Origin of the sequence: Holdemania filiformis (assembly GCF_003459085.1) — a bacterium.
Classification (GTDB): Bacteria; Bacillota_I; Bacilli_A; order Erysipelotrichales; family Erysipelotrichaceae; genus Holdemania; species Holdemania filiformis.
The window spans coordinates 25,872-43,055 of record NZ_QRUP01000014.1; the positions used below are offsets into that span (position 1 = coordinate 25,872).

The 17,184-nt window shown below is 50.8% G+C and carries 14 protein-coding genes; 11 read left to right on the forward strand and 3 right to left on the reverse strand.

Translation table 11 applies throughout. The features are described 5' to 3' along the window. The first annotated feature begins 167 nt into the window (after window positions 1–167). A complete protein-coding gene (locus tag DWY25_RS11425; protein ID WP_117895345.1) occupies window positions 168–2,036 on the forward strand; it encodes an AAA family ATPase in 1,869 nt (622 codons plus the stop codon). Window positions 2,037–2,345: 309 nt separating this feature from the next. On the opposite strand, the gene DWY25_RS11430 is transcribed toward DWY25_RS11425, so the two are convergent. Beyond that, window positions 2,346–2,879, reverse strand: coding sequence for a DJ-1/PfpI family protein (locus DWY25_RS11430; RefSeq protein ID WP_117895346.1), 534 nt, complete (start codon window positions 2,877–2,879; stop codon window positions 2,346–2,348). Between the two features lie 97 nt (window positions 2,880–2,976). Between DWY25_RS11430 and mutS the strand changes: the two genes are divergently transcribed. The 10 genes from mutS to DWY25_RS11480 all read left to right on the forward strand — a co-directional run bounded on the left by mutS (window position 2,977) and on the right by DWY25_RS11480 (window position 14,977). Beyond that, window positions 2,977–5,508: a DNA mismatch repair protein MutS gene (mutS, locus tag DWY25_RS11435; protein ID WP_117895347.1), complete on the forward strand. Its 2,532-nt coding sequence runs from the start codon at window positions 2,977–2,979 to the stop codon at window positions 5,506–5,508. 96 nt (window positions 5,509–5,604) lie between these two features. Then, on the forward strand, window positions 5,605–5,958 hold the full coding sequence (locus DWY25_RS11440; RefSeq protein ID WP_117895348.1) for a transporter: 354 nt from the start codon (window positions 5,605–5,607) through the stop codon (window positions 5,956–5,958). A gap of 122 nt (window positions 5,959–6,080) precedes the next feature. Then, window positions 6,081–8,084: a DNA mismatch repair endonuclease MutL gene (mutL, locus tag DWY25_RS11445; protein WP_117895349.1), complete on the forward strand. Its 2,004-nt coding sequence runs from the start codon at window positions 6,081–6,083 to the stop codon at window positions 8,082–8,084. Next, complete coding sequence (gene miaA, locus DWY25_RS11450) at window positions 8,081–9,034, forward strand: tRNA (adenosine(37)-N6)-dimethylallyltransferase MiaA (protein WP_117895350.1); 954 nt, start codon at window positions 8,081–8,083, stop codon at window positions 9,032–9,034. Before mutL ends, miaA begins: the two co-directional genes overlap by 4 nt. Then, window positions 8,995–9,744: a tRNA threonylcarbamoyladenosine dehydratase gene (locus DWY25_RS11455; protein WP_117895351.1), complete on the forward strand. Its 750-nt coding sequence runs from the start codon at window positions 8,995–8,997 to the stop codon at window positions 9,742–9,744. The genes miaA and DWY25_RS11455 overlap by 40 nt, the downstream gene beginning before the upstream one ends. 257 nt (window positions 9,745–10,001) lie before the next feature. Further along, a complete protein-coding gene (locus tag DWY25_RS11460; RefSeq protein WP_117895352.1) occupies window positions 10,002–11,447 on the forward strand; it encodes an ABC transporter permease in 1,446 nt (481 codons plus the stop codon). Between the two features lie 13 nt (window positions 11,448–11,460). Next, window positions 11,461–12,159, forward strand: a complete 699-nt coding sequence (locus tag DWY25_RS11465) for a Bax inhibitor-1/YccA family protein (protein WP_117895353.1) — start codon at window positions 11,461–11,463, stop codon at window positions 12,157–12,159. Between the two features lie 227 nt (window positions 12,160–12,386). Beyond that, window positions 12,387–12,728, forward strand: coding sequence for a hypothetical protein (locus DWY25_RS11470; protein ID WP_117895354.1), 342 nt, complete (start codon window positions 12,387–12,389; stop codon window positions 12,726–12,728). Window positions 12,729–12,820: 92 nt separating this feature from the next. Next, window positions 12,821–14,059 carry a D-alanyl-D-alanine carboxypeptidase family protein gene (locus DWY25_RS11475; protein WP_117895355.1) on the forward strand — a complete coding sequence of 413 codons (1,239 nt, stop codon included), beginning with the start codon at window positions 12,821–12,823 and terminating at the stop codon, window positions 14,057–14,059. A 102-nt stretch (window positions 14,060–14,161) separates the two neighbouring features. After that, a complete protein-coding gene (locus DWY25_RS11480; RefSeq protein WP_117895356.1) occupies window positions 14,162–14,977 on the forward strand; it encodes an HAD-IIB family hydrolase in 816 nt (271 codons plus the stop codon). 64 nt (window positions 14,978–15,041) lie between these two features. On the opposite strand, the gene DWY25_RS11485 is transcribed toward DWY25_RS11480, so the two are convergent. Both DWY25_RS11485 and DWY25_RS11490 read right to left on the reverse strand, forming a co-directional pair. Continuing rightward, window positions 15,042–15,662 carry a flavodoxin family protein gene (locus tag DWY25_RS11485; RefSeq protein WP_117895357.1) on the reverse strand — a complete coding sequence of 207 codons (621 nt, stop codon included), beginning with the start codon at window positions 15,660–15,662 and terminating at the stop codon, window positions 15,042–15,044. A 102-nt stretch (window positions 15,663–15,764) separates the two neighbouring features. Beyond that, window positions 15,765–16,802 (reverse strand): CAP domain-containing protein, encoded by a 1,038-nt coding sequence (locus DWY25_RS11490; protein ID WP_117895358.1) that lies wholly within the window; start codon window positions 16,800–16,802, stop codon window positions 15,765–15,767. Window positions 16,803–17,184 lie beyond the last annotated feature (382 nt).

The following is a 17,184-nucleotide window of genomic DNA, read 5'->3' on the forward strand; positions in this document are numbered from 1 at the left end:
TGAAGCAAAACTTAATTCTTCTATTCAAACTGAAATGAAAAAGAAGACTAAAAGAATATTGCTTAAACAAAAAGAAAAATATCAATTTTATTGATAATATTCTTTTTAAAATGATAATTTTCTGAGAAAAGAGTATAATAAAGCTGATAAGCAAAGGAGGGATCGATGTGAAAGAATATCTGTATGTCAGAGAAGCCGCAGCGCTTTGGAATGTAACACCCCGAGCTGTAACGGCGCTCTGTAAGGAAGGTAAAATAGAAAATGCCCGGAAGGAAAACGGAGTCTGGGTAATTCCTGCGGATGCGGAAAGACCGCTGGATCATCGTGTAAAAACGGGAGCTTACCGAAAATCAAAACAAGCGGAGAGGTTGCCGCTGCCAGTGGGAATCTCAGATTATCGTTTGGCTTCTTCCCAATATTACTATGTGGATAAAACGATGATGATCAAAGATTTCATTGATGAACGTCCGATGGTATCGCTGTTCACCCGGCCCCGGCGTTTTGGGAAAACGCTGAATATGGATATGCTCAGAACCTTCTTTGAAAAGACAGAGGAAGATACTTCTGTTTACTTTAAAAATATGAAAATCTGGAAATGCGGGAATAAATATCGCGAGGTTCAGGGAAAATATCCCGTAATCTTTATGACCTTCAAAGATGTTAAGCGGAATACCTGGGAAGAAACCTATGAACATCTGATCACGTTGATCAGCGAAGAATTTCAGCGTCACAGCGACTTGCTGAACAGTGAACGCTGCAGCGATTATGATAAGGCTCTTTATCAACAAATCGTTTCTCGTCAGGCACGGGAAACGGATTATATTTCAGCGCTGAAGGTGCTTTCTTCTATGCTGTATAAGCATTATGGCGAAGCGGCGGTGATTATCATTGACGAATATGATACTCCAATCCAACAAGGCTATCTTCTCGGGTTTTATGAATCAGTTGTGTCGTTTATGCGGAATTTCTTTTCCAGCGGACTTAAGGATAACCGCAATCTTGCGTATGGTTTTCTGACGGGGATTCTGCGGGTAGCGAAGGAAAGTATTTTCAGCGGTTTGAATAATCTGGTGGTGAATTCCGTGCTGGATAAAAAGTATAGTGAATATTTTGGATTTACGCGTCAGGAAGTAGAAATGATGGCGCGTTATTATCACAGGGAAGATAAAATTCAAGAAATTTGCGAATGGTATGATGGCTATCGTTTTGGAATTACGGAAATCTTTAATCCCTGGTCGGTGATTAACTATTTTCACAATGCCTGTGAGGCAAAAGCTTATTGGGTGTCCACAAGCGGGAATGAGGTTATCGGCGAAATTCTGGCCGGCGCCAGTTCGGAAGTAGTCGATCAGCTGGCGGATCTGCTGCAGGGAAAGTCCATTTTAACCTATGTCGATTCCAGTGTGATCTATCCGCAGATCAAGGATAATCCTTCGTCAATTTACAGCTTTCTGCTAGTCTGCGGCTATTTAAAAATAACGGGTTCTGACAAGGCATTCGGATTAGGTAATTTGTGTCAGGTCGCGCTGCCCAATCGGGAAATTAAGTTTGTTTATCAAAGCGAGATTTTAAATCAATATGCCGGAATGATTCCTCAGTCTGCGGCGATTGCTATTCAGGAGGCTTTGTTTACAGGGGATGCTGAGCGGCTTCGGGATCGGCTGGAGAAGTTGTTAGAAACCTCAGTCAGCTTTTATGATACCGCGAAAGAGAGCTTTTATCACGGCTTGATGTTAGGCTTGCTTGCAACCCTGGATAATCGCTATCAGGTATTGTCGAATCGGGAATCTGGATCTGGTCGGTATGACTTATGTCTGCTTCCGAAACAAGAGAAGCTGCCTGGCATTCTGATCGAGCTGAAGGCGGTTAAAAACGGAACGAAAGACGAACTGAAAAAGCTCGCTTCCGACGCGGTTCTTCAAATTCAACAAAGGCAGTATGATGTGCAGCTGCGGGAAGCCGGCGTGAAAAAGGTGCTGCACTTTGGCGTCGCGTTCAGCGGCAAGCATGTCGAAATTGTATCAGAATGGGCATAAATCAGTGTCGTCTATAGAATAGCGGATCCTGGCATCAGACTGTAGTTCACAAAGTAAAAACAGATCGAAATTCACAGCGGCGTTTTAAGCCATCTTAGCGGGGCAGTGATCAGGAGCCTGTTTCTCAACAAGGAAATGAGTTTGGAGAGAAGGGAGATCGCTGCCAGGCCCTGTCAAACGCTCCGCTGATGACTTAACACACAAAGACACCCGGGCAGTTTCCAATCCCGGGTGTCTTTTAAGATCCGACAAGGACTCACATCGAAATCCACGTTTTCGATGAAAGTCCAGCGCCTGCGGTCTCCCTGATCAATAATAAATCTGTCTCTGAATGAATTCTTTCTGTTCGGTTCCCTGCAGCTTCTCAATGATCGCAAACGCGAAATCAATGGTGGCCGCCGCGCTGCGTCCGGTGATCAGGTTGCCGTCGGTGACGGTGTATTGATCGACGTACGTACCGCCGAAATCTTCGTTCATGCTTGTGAAGCAGGTGTACCGCTTCCCTTTCAATAAGCCCAGATGTCCCAGTATCGTCGGCGCCGCGCAGATCGCCGCAATCGGCTTATCCAGCGCTTTAAACTTCAGGATGATCTGTTTTACGTCCTCGCTGCTTTCCAATAAAGCGTAATGCGGCCCGCCCGGCAGCAGCAGGCAATCATAATTTTCAGGGTTTAAGCCGGATAATGGAAGCAGGCTGCAGATCGGCAGATCATGCTTGCCCGTCGTCTTTTCTCCGCTGATGCCATACAGATCCGCTTCCAGTCCGCTGCGCTTCAATAACGCCAGCGTGCCGATCGCTTCGATCTCCTCGTAGCCCTTGCCTAAAATCGTACAAATTCTCATAACCGCACCTCCATTTTCCTTATTATAAACCCAAAACTCCCCTGACCTGCAGAAAAAATGATGGTATAATAAGAACAGTTTTTTTAGAGGTGAAAGTATGGAACAATATACGCCGATGATGCAGCAGTATCTCGAGGTAAAAAAGAATTATCAGGACGCCCTGGTTTTTTATCGTCTGGGCGACTTTTATGAAATGTTTTTTGAGGACGCCAAGATCGCGTCCTGTGAGCTGGACCTGGTGCTGACCGGCAGAAACGCCGGAGTGAAAGACCGCGTGCCGATGTGCGGCGTGCCGTTTCACGCGGTAACGGGCTATATACAGCGTCTGGTTCAGAAAGGCTACAAGGTGGCGATTGTTGAACAGATGGAAGATCCAGCCTTAGCCAAGGGCCTGGTCAAACGCGATGTGATCAAGGTCGTGACGCCCGGCACGGTGATCGACGAACTGTTTGATGAACGCTCCAGCATTTACCTGGCGGCCGTCGTGGACTATCAGTACGGATTCGCCCTGTCGATCTGCGAAATGTCGACCGGTGAAACGACGGTAACGCATATTCCGCGCAACATTCTCCATTTGCAGCAGACGCTGCTGAAAAACAATATCCGCGAGATCGTCGTGAAGGAAGGCTTCGACGAGAAGTTTATCCGCGGCGTCCGCGATCTGTCCGCCGTGGCGATTTCCTATTGTGCCGAAGACCAGATCGGCGAGGAATACCTGCCGCTGTGCGAGGAAGTGAGCGACGGGGCGCAGCGGGAAGCCTACGGACTGATGCTCAATTACCTGATCGAAACGCAGAAGCGGATGATGCATCATCTTCAGACTGTCGAAATTGAAAATGAAAATGACGTGCTGTATATGGACTTCTCAACCCAGCAGAATCTGGAACTGGTCGTTCCGCTGCGCACGCAAAGCAAATCAGAAACACTGTGGTCATTTCTCGACCGCTGCCAGAGCGCAATGGGTTCCCGCCTGTTAAAAAAGTGGATTGAACGGCCGTTGGTGGATAAAAAGAAAATTCTGTTCCGCCAGGACCGGATTGAATATTTAATGAAAAATTATCTTGTCCGCGAGGATCTCAAGGATAAGCTGAATCAGATCTATGATATGGAACGGCTGATCGCCAGAGTAGCCTATGGTTCCGCCAATGCAATCGACTGCCAGCGTCTGCAGAAAACGCTGAGCCAGGTGCCGGAAATCCTGGCGCTGTTTCAGGACGCGCCGGTTTTTCAGGAATACCGGGACATCGACTGCTGCCTGTCGCTGACAGAGCTGCTGGACGGGGCGTTCGTTGAGAATCCGCCGGTGTCCGTCAAGGAAGGCGGGATGTTTGCGGAAGGCTTCAGCGAACAGCTGGACGAATACCGCAGCGCCCAGAAGGAAGGAAAAACCTGGATTCTTCAACAGGAGAACTACGAACGCGAGCGCACCGGAATTAAGACGCTGAAAATCGGCTACAACCGGGTGTTCGGCTATTATATCGAAGTGTCCAAGGGTGCGGCGGCGCAGGTCAAGGAAGAATACGGCTATGTCCGCAAACAGACGCTGACCAACGCCGAGCGCTACATCACCTCCGAGCTGAAGGAAAAGGAAGACGCGATCCTGCATGCGGAGGAACGTTCCATTCGTTTGGAAACCGAGCTGTTCGCCAACCTGCTGGAACAGATCCGCAGCTATCTGCCGAAGCTGCAGAAACTGGCCTTGATGCTGGCGAATATGGACGTCTATTACGCCCTGTCCTCGATCAGCGCGGATAACGGCTACGTCCGTCCCCTCTTCACAGAGGACGAGCTGAAAATTGAGGAAGGTCGCCATCCGATCCTGGAAAAGATCAGCACCAACCGCTATGTTTCCAACAGTCTGGCCATGGATAAAGAAAATCAGATCCTGATCATTACCGGGCCGAACATGGGGGGTAAAAGTACCTATATGCGGCAGGTGGCGCTGATCATCCTGATGGCGCAGATCGGCTGCTTTGTGCCGGCGAAGAAATGCGAAATGCCGATTTTCGATAAGATTTTCACCCGCATCGGCGCCAGCGACGATATCTTGTCGGGACAGTCAACCTTCATGGTGGAAATGACGGAAGCGAACAACGCGTTATCCCAGGCTACGGAGCATTCCTTAATCCTGTTTGATGAAATCGGCCGCGGCACTTCCACGTATGACGGCATGGCGCTGGCCCAGGCTATGATCGAATACATCGCCGTCTGTATCCATGCGAAGACGCTGTTCTCCACGCACTACCACGAACTGACCAGTCTGGATGAAAGTCTGCCGGTGGTGAAGAACGTGCATGTCGAGGTTCATGAGGATAACGGCCATGTCACCTTTATGTACCGTGTTAAAAAAGGCAAAGCCGACCGGTCCTACGGCATCAACGTCGCCCGCCTGGCGCAGCTGCCGGAAGCGGTGCTGGAACGGGCCGGCGATCTGTTAGCGGAATACGAATCGAAAAAACGTGTCGTCCAGCAGTCGCTGGGCATCGTCGAAATGGTCAAAGCGCCGGTCAAGGAACAGGGCGTGCTCGACAAATTGGAAATGGTCGATCCCAACCAGCTCTCGCCGATTCAGGCGCTACAGATGATCATGGACTTGCAGCAGGAGTTGAAGGAAGCGCAGAAAGCGTAACGGCAGTCCGCCAGGCCTTCCATTTCATTTCCACTACCAGAAATTAATGAATTAAAGCAGAAACGTGGAAAGTAAAATCAGAAACGAGGAAAAGCAATGAAAATATTCAGAATGCTTTGCCTGGCGTTAAGCCAGGGTTTAATTCTCGGCTTGATCGCCAGCGCGATCCGGCAGACGCTGCGCCGCCGCAACCATCCGGATTTCACCTATACGCCTAAGCAGCTGGAAGAAGGCCGCCGGCGCTGGAAGACCGGTTCGCGGATTCTGACCTATGTCACTTTTGCGATGCTGATCCTCGGCTTTATCTGGTGCCTGTATTTCCTGGTGCTGGCGCTGGTCGATCCGGCGCAGGCGGAGTATGCCAACAATCTGTCGGAAATGATTGTCGGCTTGCTGACGATCATCTCGATCGGCTTCGCGTTTTACGAGTTTCTGCGGCATGGACAATAAAAAATAAGAAAAACCGGCAGTCCGCCGGCGTATTTGAAAAGAATGACCGGTTCCCTGAATTTACCGCATCCTCTGGGAATCGGCTCGGAAGCAGTTTTACAGAATAGGAGGGTGAATCCACGATGGCAAAAATACAGCAGCTGGACGCGCATTTAACCAACATGATCGCCGCCGGGGAGGTCGTTGAACGGCCGATGGGCGTCATCAAAGAACTGGTCGAAAACGCGCTGGACGCGAAAGCGACCCGGATTGAAGTCAACATCAACCAGGGCGGCACCGAGCTGATGGAAGTGATTGACAACGGCGTCGGGATGGATCGGGAAGACGCATGTCTGTGCTTTGAACGGCATGCCACCAGTAAAATCAAGACGACGGAAGATCTGTGGGCGATTCACACACTGGGTTTCCGCGGCGAAGCGCTGCCTTCGATCGCTTCCGTTTCCAATCTGACGCTTTTGACCAACAACGGCGAAGATTCCACGCGTGTGGAAATCCGCTACGGTCAGCGCCAATCCGCGCGGCCTTACCCCTGCAACCAGGGAACACAGATTACGGTCAGCGGCCTGTTTCAGAAAACACCGGCCCGGCTGAAGCATCTCAAGTCGATTCCGTATGAAACCTCGCTGATTCTCGACGTCATCCAGAAGTTTGCGCTGAGCTATCCGGACGTCGCGTTCCGGCTTGTCCATGACGGCAAGGAAGTGTTCCGCAGCGCCGGCAACGGCAGTCTGCTGGAAGTCATGGCGATCATTTACGGCCGCGATCTGGCCCGTCAGTGCATCGAGGTAGAAGGACAGGACTTCGATTACACGGTCCGTGGTTTGATGGCGCTGCCGGCGCAGACCCGCGCCAGCCGCAATTATATGACCGTCTTCATCAACCGCCGGATGATCCGCTCCTACCGGATTCAGAAAGCGATTCTGGAAGCCTATAAGAACTATATTCCGCAGGACCGCTATCCGATTGTCGTGCTGGATATCGAGATGGACAGCCATCTGTGCGATGTGAACGTTCATCCATCCAAATGGGAAATCCGGCTTTCCAAGGAGCAACAGCTGGAATTTTTAATCCGCGATACGCTGACCCGCACCCTGCGCGAGCACATGCAGGCGCCGGAGGTGATGCGCGTGGAAACGCCGCGGGAGAAAGTGGAAATGCCGCAGTTGTTTGAAACGCCCGCGGTTATTCCTGCCAACCAGGTGCGTGAGGATTCTGTCGAAGCCAACGAATGGCGCAGACAGGCGGCCCTGATGAGCGAACAGCGCGAACGGGAACAGATCGCCGCGTCGCTTTCCCGGGAAATACCGCAGGATCCGGAAGTCACTGGAAAAGCAGAAGCATCCTCAGTCTTACCTGCGGAGCCTGAAGCTCTGATTAAAAAAACAGCGGTGGAAAACCAGGAAGGTTCGTCGCTAACAACGCCGAAGCCAACCGCAAAGATCTCATCCGCGGACAGCCTTTCCGATCAGCTGCCGGAGCCGGAACCGCTGGATCCCCGGGTTCAGCAGACGGAAGCTTCGGCCGAAGCGCTGCGCTCGGTGCCAAAACAAACCTTTCCGCAGATGCAGGTACTGGCGCAGATGCATGGCAAATACATTCTCGCTCAGGACGAACATGCGCTTTATATTGTCGATCAGCATGCCGCGCAGGAACGTGTCCATTTTGAAGAAGTCCAACAGCGCTTTCTGGATCAGGAGCCTTTAATGCAGGAGCTGCTTGTGCCGATCATTTTGGAAGGCAGCGCGTCGGTGGCGGCCCGGCTGCAGGAAATGAACGAATTGCTGGAACCGATGCACATCCATTTGGAAAACTTCGGTCAGAACAGTTTGATCTGCCGTCAGCTGCCAGCTTGGATGAGTGAAATTGACGAACAGGCGTTCTTACAGGACGTGCTGGATCTGTGGAAAGACGGCCGCGAAGTCCGTGCCGAGGATCTGCAGCGGCACCGGCTGGCAACGATCGCATGTCATCATTCGATCCGGTTCAACCGTGTATTGTCGATAGGCGAAATGCAGGAGGTGATCGAACAGCTGGCTCATTGTGAACAGCCGTATCACTGTCCGCATGGCCGTCCGACGTTCATCACCATCACGGAAAAGCAGCTGATCAAGGAGTTTCAGCGATGAAGAAAGTACTGGTGCTCGTCGGCCCGACCGCCGTCGGCAAGACGGCGTTTTCGATTGAACTGGCGAAGCGGTTTCATGGTGAGATCATCAGCGGCGATTCGATTCAGGTCTACCGTGGGCTGGATATCGGCTCGGGGAAGATTACCGAAGCAGAAAAACAGGGTGTGCCGCATTATAATATCGACACGCGGGATCCGAAAGAAAAAACAAGCGTCGCGGATTTCCAGCGGGAAGCGCGCGCAGCAATTGAAGCGATCAGTGCCCGGGGCAAGCTGCCGATGATCGTCGGCGGCACGGGTTTGTATATCAAAGCGGCATTGTATGATTATCAGTTTCAACCTGAAGACCCGCGTGCGCAAAGCTTGAGCGAAGAATTGGAACAACGCGATGAAGCTGAGCTGTATGCCTGGCTGAAACAGGTCGATCCGCAGACCGCGGATCAGATTCATCCCCACAATAAGCGCCGGATCGTCCGTGCACTGGTGATTCATGAGCTGGCGCAGACGCCGAAAAGCGAGCTGGAAAGCCGGCAGGAGCACAGAATGATTTACGACACGTTCATTTGCGGTTTGACTTGCCAACGGCAGGCGCTGGTGGAGCGGATTGAAAAGCGCGTCGACGGAATGATCGCCGACGGGCTGATCGAGGAAATCCGCGGCTTATTGCGACAGGGCGTCAGCTTTGACGACCAGTCGATGCAGGGGATCGGCTACAAGGAATGGCGCGGCTATTTTGAAGGGCGGGAAACGGTCGATCAGGCGCGGGAACAGATTTTAACGCATACCCGGCAATTTTCCCGCCGTCAGATGACCTGGTTTACCCGGCAGACGCCTATCTGCTGGGCGGCGGTCGATCAGCCGGGCGAGAAAGAACAGGTAGTGGAGGAAATCGACGACTGGCTGAAGGAGGAATGCTCGTGGAAACACCGTTACAAAGACTGGAATTGTTAGTCGGTCCGGCGGCGATCGAACGGCTGAAGCAGGCGTGCGTGCTGATCGTCGGCATCGGCGGAGTCGGCGGGTATGCCGCGGAGGCGCTGGGCCGCAGCGGGATTGGAAAATTGATTCTGGTCGACGCGGACACGGTCGCCCCCAGCAATCTTAACCGGCAGATCATCGCCACGCTGGAGACCCTGAACCAGTCGAAAACCGAAGTTATGGCCGCGCGCATCCGCAGCTTTGCCCCGGAATGTGAAGTCCAAGCAGTGAACGCGTTCTTTAACGAACAGAGCGAGAGCCTGTTCGATCAGAAGATCGACTACGTGATCGACGCGATCGACACGCTGTCAAGCAAGCTGGCGCTGATTGAAATAGCGCAGCGTCATTCTGTGCCGTGCATCAGCTCGCTGGGAATGGCAAATCGCTTTGATCCGACCCAGCTGACCGTCACGACGCTGGATAAAACCTGCAATGATCCGCTTGCCCGGGCCCTTCGCCAGATGGTGCGCAAGCGGGGATTCACCGTGAAGATTCCGGTTGTCTGGTCCAGGGAGCTGCCGCGCACGCAGAATCAGCTGGTCAATGCTGAAGGACAGACCTTGAAGCAGAAATATCCGCCGGCCAGCACGATCTTTGTGCCGGCCGCCGCCGGGCTGACCTGCGCTTCGGTGGTGTTTCAGGCGCTGATCGAGGAAAATAAAGTGTCCGAGAAGAAGGATTGAAGATTATAAAATAAGGAAAGAAACGGTGATGGGTTATGACTGATCACCGTCGTTAATTCACATGAATAAGGATGGAATGCGAACAGAATACATTCCATCCTTTTAACTTATCCGGTAAAAATTGAATGAAATCAGGATAATCCGGCTTCATCCTTTACAGAATCATTAAATTTTACGAAAGAAAGATGAAATTACTGAAATAAAAGTACTCAACACCGACAGATTTCGATATAATACCACCGTTGAGGGGGTATTTTATGAAGCAAATCAAGAAACTGGCCCGCCGGGGTATGGCGCGGACGCTGGCCCTGCTGACAGCGATCTTCTTCGGTGTCGCGGTAGTTTTCGGGCTGATTATGTTGGGCGAAGGCGTTAAGCAGGCGCTGCTTATGGCTGTGACCATGATCGTGATGTTCGGCTTTATTCTGTTAATCTTCGTGCTGATCGGCAGCGTACCGTATCTGCGCGTTGGCAAAATGGTTAAGCGTCAGTGTGAGGATCTGGGGATCGAGTTAAACGAAGAGGAAGACTTCGAGTTCGTTACCAAAGAGATTTCAATGAGTAAGAACTGGATCGTCAGCGGTCTGTATGGTTCTAATTTCGCGCTGCATCGCCGCAGTATCGACCATGTTGAGGAAACGAGCTATTATCAGAAGGGCCGCACCTATCCGATGATTCTGTTGTTCGTCGGACCGAAGAAAAAGTATAAGATTATCTGCAGCCGCAAGGGCGATTTCGAGCGGATTACGGATGCGCTGGATCAATGGTTCCCGCCAATAGATACACCGGCAGCGGCCGAAGATCAAGCGGGTGAAAAAGCCTATGATCCGGCTGAAGAAGATCGTCAGGCTCGCCGGGATCGGATTCTGCGGCAGGAACAAGGTCAGAATGGTAAGAAAACCATTGCGGCGATCTTAGGGGTTGTCGGGATGGTCGTCGTGTTCTCCGTGATTTATAATCTGCTTCCAGCCCGCACTTCGGCACCGAAAACGACGCCGAATATCGTGGGTCAGTCGTCGAAGCCAAAGTCCAAAGACCGCCAGGTTGACGCGTATATCGCAACGATTAACGACGATCAGTTCCAGCAGATCGCGCAAGGATTGATCGTGGAAACGGATGGCGATGTAGATCAATTAAGCTGGTTTGTTGCTTCAGAAGAAGAGGATCAAACATCATTTGTTATTTACAATGATACGCCTTATTTCTTCTATGGCGAAGCGGTTATTCGGGATGCGGAAGGCAAGAAATTAGGAACCGTAGAAATTCCATTGGCGAAACCGTATGATTACTGTTTGGCTATTGGCACAGTGGGACCGGGGGCTGATGGTTATGAGTATACAACCATGGAATTCTATTCTCTGAGTTATGCGGCTGCTTCTGTTCGTTATCAATACACGAATGATGGTGACGAGACTTCCAGCTGGATTGATATTCTGTTAGCGTCGGAAGACTTAAGCGAGGACAATGTGGAGGAAATCTGCATGGCGGAATATTATTCCAATGTGCTTTCGCAGATCGCGTCAGAAGAGCTGATGTTCTTTGACGAAAATGATTTGAAGTATGTGAATGACGATGAAAACGAAGGCCTGGACCGGACTTCGGCGAAATACCGCGCGGTATTGGATATTGATCGCGGCGTCATTGAGTGGTATTCTATTAACAACGGAACGGAGACCGCGTTGTCTTCGCTCACTATGAAATAAAGGAGGATTTATTATGGATCATCAGGAAGTTGTTTCGTCCTTAGGCGGCGTCAGCCTTTCTCAGCACCTCACCCATACGTTTTTATGGATGACTGCCGGGTTGGCCGTCACGGCGATTGTCGCTTTTCTTACGCTGTTCAGCGGACTGTGGATGACGATTTATTCATTTTCATTAGCGCCGCTTGTGTTGTTAGTCGCGCAGCTGGGCGTGGTTATTTTTCTGACCGGCAAGCTGGCTAAAATGCAGCCGTCCACCGCGAAGCTGTTGTTTCTCGCCTATTCGGCGCTGACGGGCATTACGTTCTCGATTCTGCCGCTGGCCTATGGCTTCGGCACGATGTTTATCGCTTTCGGCTTTACCGCGCTGATGTTTGGAAGCATGGCCGTCATTGGCATGACCACGAAGAAAGATTTAAGCGGTTTAGGCCCGATTCTGATGGCCGGTCTGATCACGATGATCGTGATCACGATTGTCGGCTGGTTCATCAATCTGGATGCCATTTCGATGGTGATGAACTATATCATGATCGGAATTTTCCTGGGCTTGACCGCCTATGACATGCAGAAGATGAGAGCGATGTACTACGCCTGCGAATCAGAACCGGCGATGCTGGATAAGATTTCCATCTATTCCGCATTGGATTTGTATCTCGACTTCATCAATATTTTCCTGTATGTTCTGCGGATCTTAGGCCGCAGTCAGAAAAACTAACTCTCAGGTTAAATGAGAAAGCTGACTTCTGCGAAGAAGCCGGCTTTTTTCAATTTGGAGCTTCGTTCAAGAACGTTTGTGGCAATGACAGTATCGGAAAAATCAAAGGGATTAAGTTTAAGCCATAAATAATTTCACTTTTTGTCTTTCTTCTGCAATAATAGAGATAGAGGAAAGACACGTTTGAATGGGAAAATGAAAATCGCGTCGCTAAAAAGGAGGAGAAAATGAAAAACGCAAGCCGAGAGGTCAGCCGCTTCTACGTCGAAGTAATGGACGACTCAAAAATGAATTCGCAAACCGCCGTTCTGACGATTACAGACAATGACTTATTGATTGAGGGGGAACAAACCTTGAGTATCCTGCGGACGCAGATCCGCAAGGTGCAGCGGTTTCTGAATGCCGGGCGGATTCAGGCGGATGCGAAATCCGGAAAACCACAGGGAAAAGAATCGGATCTGGCGCTGACTGTGACCGGCACGTCCGGCGTCGACCGGTTATTGTTTATCCGGGTGCTCAAAAACGAAGGAACACAAGCAGAAAGCTTATTTGAACAGCTCTGCCAATAACCGCGCTCGCGGTTATTTTCGTATCGCCACAGAGGCGGTTATGGTGTAAAATAAAGAAGTCTATTTTAAACGAAACGGAAGGTGGGAGGATCGTGAGGAAATGGTTTAAAGGACTGGCGGCGCTGGCGCTGGCGATCAACATGATGCCGGCCCTATCCATCAAAGCGGAAGAAGAATTAAATCTGGACGGGGAATCGGCGGTTCTGATCGACGCCGACAGCGGCGCGGTCTTGTATGAGAAAAACGCGGACGACCGCCATTATCCCGCCAGTATTACAAAAATCATGACGGTCTATCTTGCCTTAAGCCAGGGCAATCCCGATCAGATGCTGACGGCGACCGATACGGCGATTGATAATATCGACCGCAAATCCAGTCATATCTGGCTGGATTATGGCGAAGAATTAACACTGAAAGACGCCTGTTACGCCGCGGTTATGGCGAGCGCGAACGACGCGAGCAACGTTCTGGCAGAAGCGATCGGCGGCTCGCAGGAGGAATTTGCCGGGCTGATGAACGAAGCCGCGGCGGCGGCCGGGGCGAAGAACACGCATTTTGCCAACGCGCACGGCCTGCCCGATGAGGATCACTATACGACAGCCTATGATATGGCGATGATCACGCGAATGGCGATGAAGAACGCCGCATTTGCGGAGGTCTTCGGCACGGTTAAATATGAAATGCAGCCGACGAACAAACAGAAAGATGTGCGCTATTTCGCTTCCGGCAACGATATGCTGAAGAAGGGCGAGTTCTTCTATGAATATGCCACCGGCGGTAAAATCGGCTGGACGGAGGATGCCGGGTATACCATCGTGACCACGGCTTCCAAGGACGGCGTAAATCTGATCGCGGTCGTACTGAAAAACTCCAGCAAGAACGCTCGCTATACCGATACCCGGACACTGTTTGATTATGGCTTTGCGAATTACAAGCAGATTACCATTCCGGCTTCTTCGTTTGAAGAAAAGACAATTGAAATCAAGAAACGCGGCCAGCTGTGGGCGACGGCCAAGTTTAAGATGAGCTACGACTTCAAGATTCTGGCGAAGACCAACGATGATGAAAGTCAGTACACCGCCAGCGTGATCGTTGAAAATGAGAAGGATCCGGATACCGTACAGGCCTATGCCATTCTGAATAAAAACGGGGCGGAGATTGCCCGGCAGGCGATGGAAAAGGAACTGGAAGTCAACGATATCAGCTTTAAGGCGACAACCTGGCCGATCATTCAGAAGGGATTGGATCTGTTCAGCGTCGGTGTGTTCGTTCTCTTTATGGGCTTGTTTTTGATCGCGGCCCTGGGCCGGATGAATCGCCGGCGTTCATAAATCAGGGAAAGAGGAAAACCTCTTTTTCTTTTTGGAAAATTCAGGTACAATGATCATCAAAGAGAAGGATAATGGAACAGAAAGAGTAAGAGGGGACAGGAAATGCTGAAATTGTTGGTAACCGATCTGGATGGAACCTTGCTGAAAATTGGAAACGAGCTGTCCGCCGGGATTAGCGATGAAAACCGCGAAGCGCTGACTGGGTTTGTCAGAGAAGGCGGGCATGTGGCGATTGCCAGCTCGCGGGGCCCAGACGCCCAGACGATGATCAGCGGCTTATTGGGAGTACCGGTCGCGGCGATCGGCATGAACGGATTTATTGTCTTAGATGAAGAGGGGGAGAAAATCAGCGAGCATTGGATGGACTTCGCCGACTTTGCCGAGCTGGTTGAATTCATTCAGAAACATCAGATCAACGGATCGCTGATCACCCGCGGCGACGATAACGGCGCTTACGGCTATGGCGGAGAGGAAACCTATCCGCAGCGCTTAACGCCCGGCAGTCCGGCAATCCGCCAGAACTGGCGTTTGGAATTCGCCGATTTCGCTTACCGGTCAGGGCGCTGCTCAAAAATCAGTTTGTTTGTGGAGCCTGGCCAGCACAGCGAAGCTTCACGGCTCTTGCACGCACAGTTTGACGGCCGGTTTGAGATCGCGGCCTCCGATGTAGATATGCTGGACGTAAGTCCGGTGGGAATCAATAAAGGCAGCGGTATTCTGGAACTGGCGCAGGCGCTGGGCCTGAACAAGGATGAAATCGCGGTAGTCGGCGATAATGAAAACGATTTGTCAATGTTCAGGGTCATCCCGGCAAGCTATTGCATCGATCATGCGGCGCCCACTATTCAGGCCGCGGCTTCCCACAGCGTCGCAACGGTGGCGCAGGCTTTGGCTTTAGCCCGGGAAATAAAGGGATAAAGCTTGAGCTTGTCTGAAAAAAGCAAATATAAAAAAATCTGGGGTTCCAGATTTTTTTTGTCGGTCAGCGGATGAAATTTGTCGCGGTCTTGGGTTCCTTATCCGACATCGGCAGCTGAGCCTTCCCCAGGTCCAGGCACTTCAGAAGATAGCTCATGTTGCGGGCCAGCGTCCGCATTGTCTGCAAGCCTTCCTGATCCTGCAGGACTTCTTCCGGCGTGTTGCCGTGCACGCTGTTCCAATATTGGGAACTGACGATGGGCATCGACGAAATCGTAAAGTATTTATTCAGCTGGTCGAACGTGGCGCTCGCGCCGCCGCGCCGGCAGCTGACGACGGCGGCTCCCAGCTTGTACCGTTTGTCAAACGCTGCGGCATAGAACAGGCGGTCGAGAAACGCAGTAAACGTTCCATTGGCGGAAGCGTAATAGACAGGCGATCCCAGGATCAGCGCATCGGCATTTTCCCATTTTTCCAAAACCAGATTTACGGAATCCGTGGTGAAGACACAGCGTCCTAATTTCCGGCATTGGCCGCAGGCAATGCAGCCCCGGACCGCTTCCTGTCCCACCTGAATCAATTCGCAGCTGATCCCTTCTTGGCGGAAGATCTTCTCCATTTCATGCAATGCCGTATAGGTGCAGCCCTTTGCATGCGGACTGCCGTTCAACATTAAAACTTTCATACCGATCACGCCCCTTTTCTGCTTTCATTATATCGCGTTCTCAACGCAAAATGAAAAAAACCGGCGCTCTCCTGCAATGAAGAACGTCGGATTCCAGACTGATTACTGATAGGCGATGGCGGCCCACATCTTGCCGGAGTAGCCAATCGCGATTTTTGTCGAGCTGCTACTCAGGATGATCGAACGATGGCCTGAAGAATTCATCCACCAGTTGAATTTGTCCTGAACGGTGCTGCCGGCATACGTCAGAATTTCCAGCGGATGACTGTAAGAAACTCCGTATTCGTCAAACGCCGTTTTATAATGGGAACCATCCGGGCGTTTGTGGGAAACATAACCAGCCGCTTCCGAGGCACGGACACCGATCGCCGCCTGCGCGCTTTCATCTCCCAGGGACAGCGGATCCAATCCGGCGTCAGCCCGGGCGTTGTTAATCAGATTCAACATCGATGTAATCGCGTCGCCCGCGACCACGCCGCTGGACTTCGGTTTCGGTTTTTCTTTGACCTGAACGCCCAGCGTGGCGGAACCCACGTTGCCGGAAGCGTCAGCGATCGAGAAGTAAACTTCATATTCGCCGCTTTGAGAAGCGTCGACATAGTTTTCAACCCACAGCTGCTGGATATCTAATGATTCCAGACTGTTGTCAGAAACAGATTTCACCCAATCGAGCGGATTCCATTCCTCTTCGTATTCAAGACGGATGTGCGGATACTTTAATTCAATGACCGGAGCGGTTGTATCCTGAATGTCCAGGGTCACTTCGCGCGACAAGGTTGTCTGCAGCAGACTGTTCTGCGCAGCGTTGTTGTTCAGCGTCAAATGAACCATGACGTCCTGTTGTCCAATTTTGCTCAAGTCTAACTGATCGATTTTAATTTCGGCATTCGTCAGATCAGCGGCCGGGGCCATCAATGTCGTTTCTTCGGCCGGGACACTGACAGCGGCTTCCTGAAATAACGCTGTTTTAATTTTATCAGCGGCATTCAGGTCGTTAATTTCCAGACGGATCGTTGGCTTGACGTCTGCTTCGGATTCACCCTCGGCTCGGATCGGAGAAGTGATCGCCGCAGTGGTAAAGCATGTAAGCAAGGTAACGATCGTTAATGAACTGGAAAGAGCTTTATGTTTTTGAGTCATAATTTCCTCCTTCGGTTCACGACCATGATTATTGTATAATGAAATAATTTCGATGGCAAATTGAATAAGGAAATTTTCACAGAATTCACATGAAATTCCCACATTTGGAGGCCTTTTTGTTAAAAATGGGAGAAAATTCCTTGGTTTTTCTTTCTTAGAAATTCATAAAAATTTAAGAATTCCGTAGACACTTCTTCAAAAATGACTAAAAAAACACTGCTTTTTTGAGTTGTTGAACAGACAAAATGACGTTTTTGTCAGGTTTCTCTTTTTGGTTTTCTGCGTGGGGAGAGATCTAAATAGGTAAAATTATTCTATTTATTAATCTTCAATTTTCCCAATGACACCGCTTGCATTATCAAGATGAAAAAGGAGATATTGG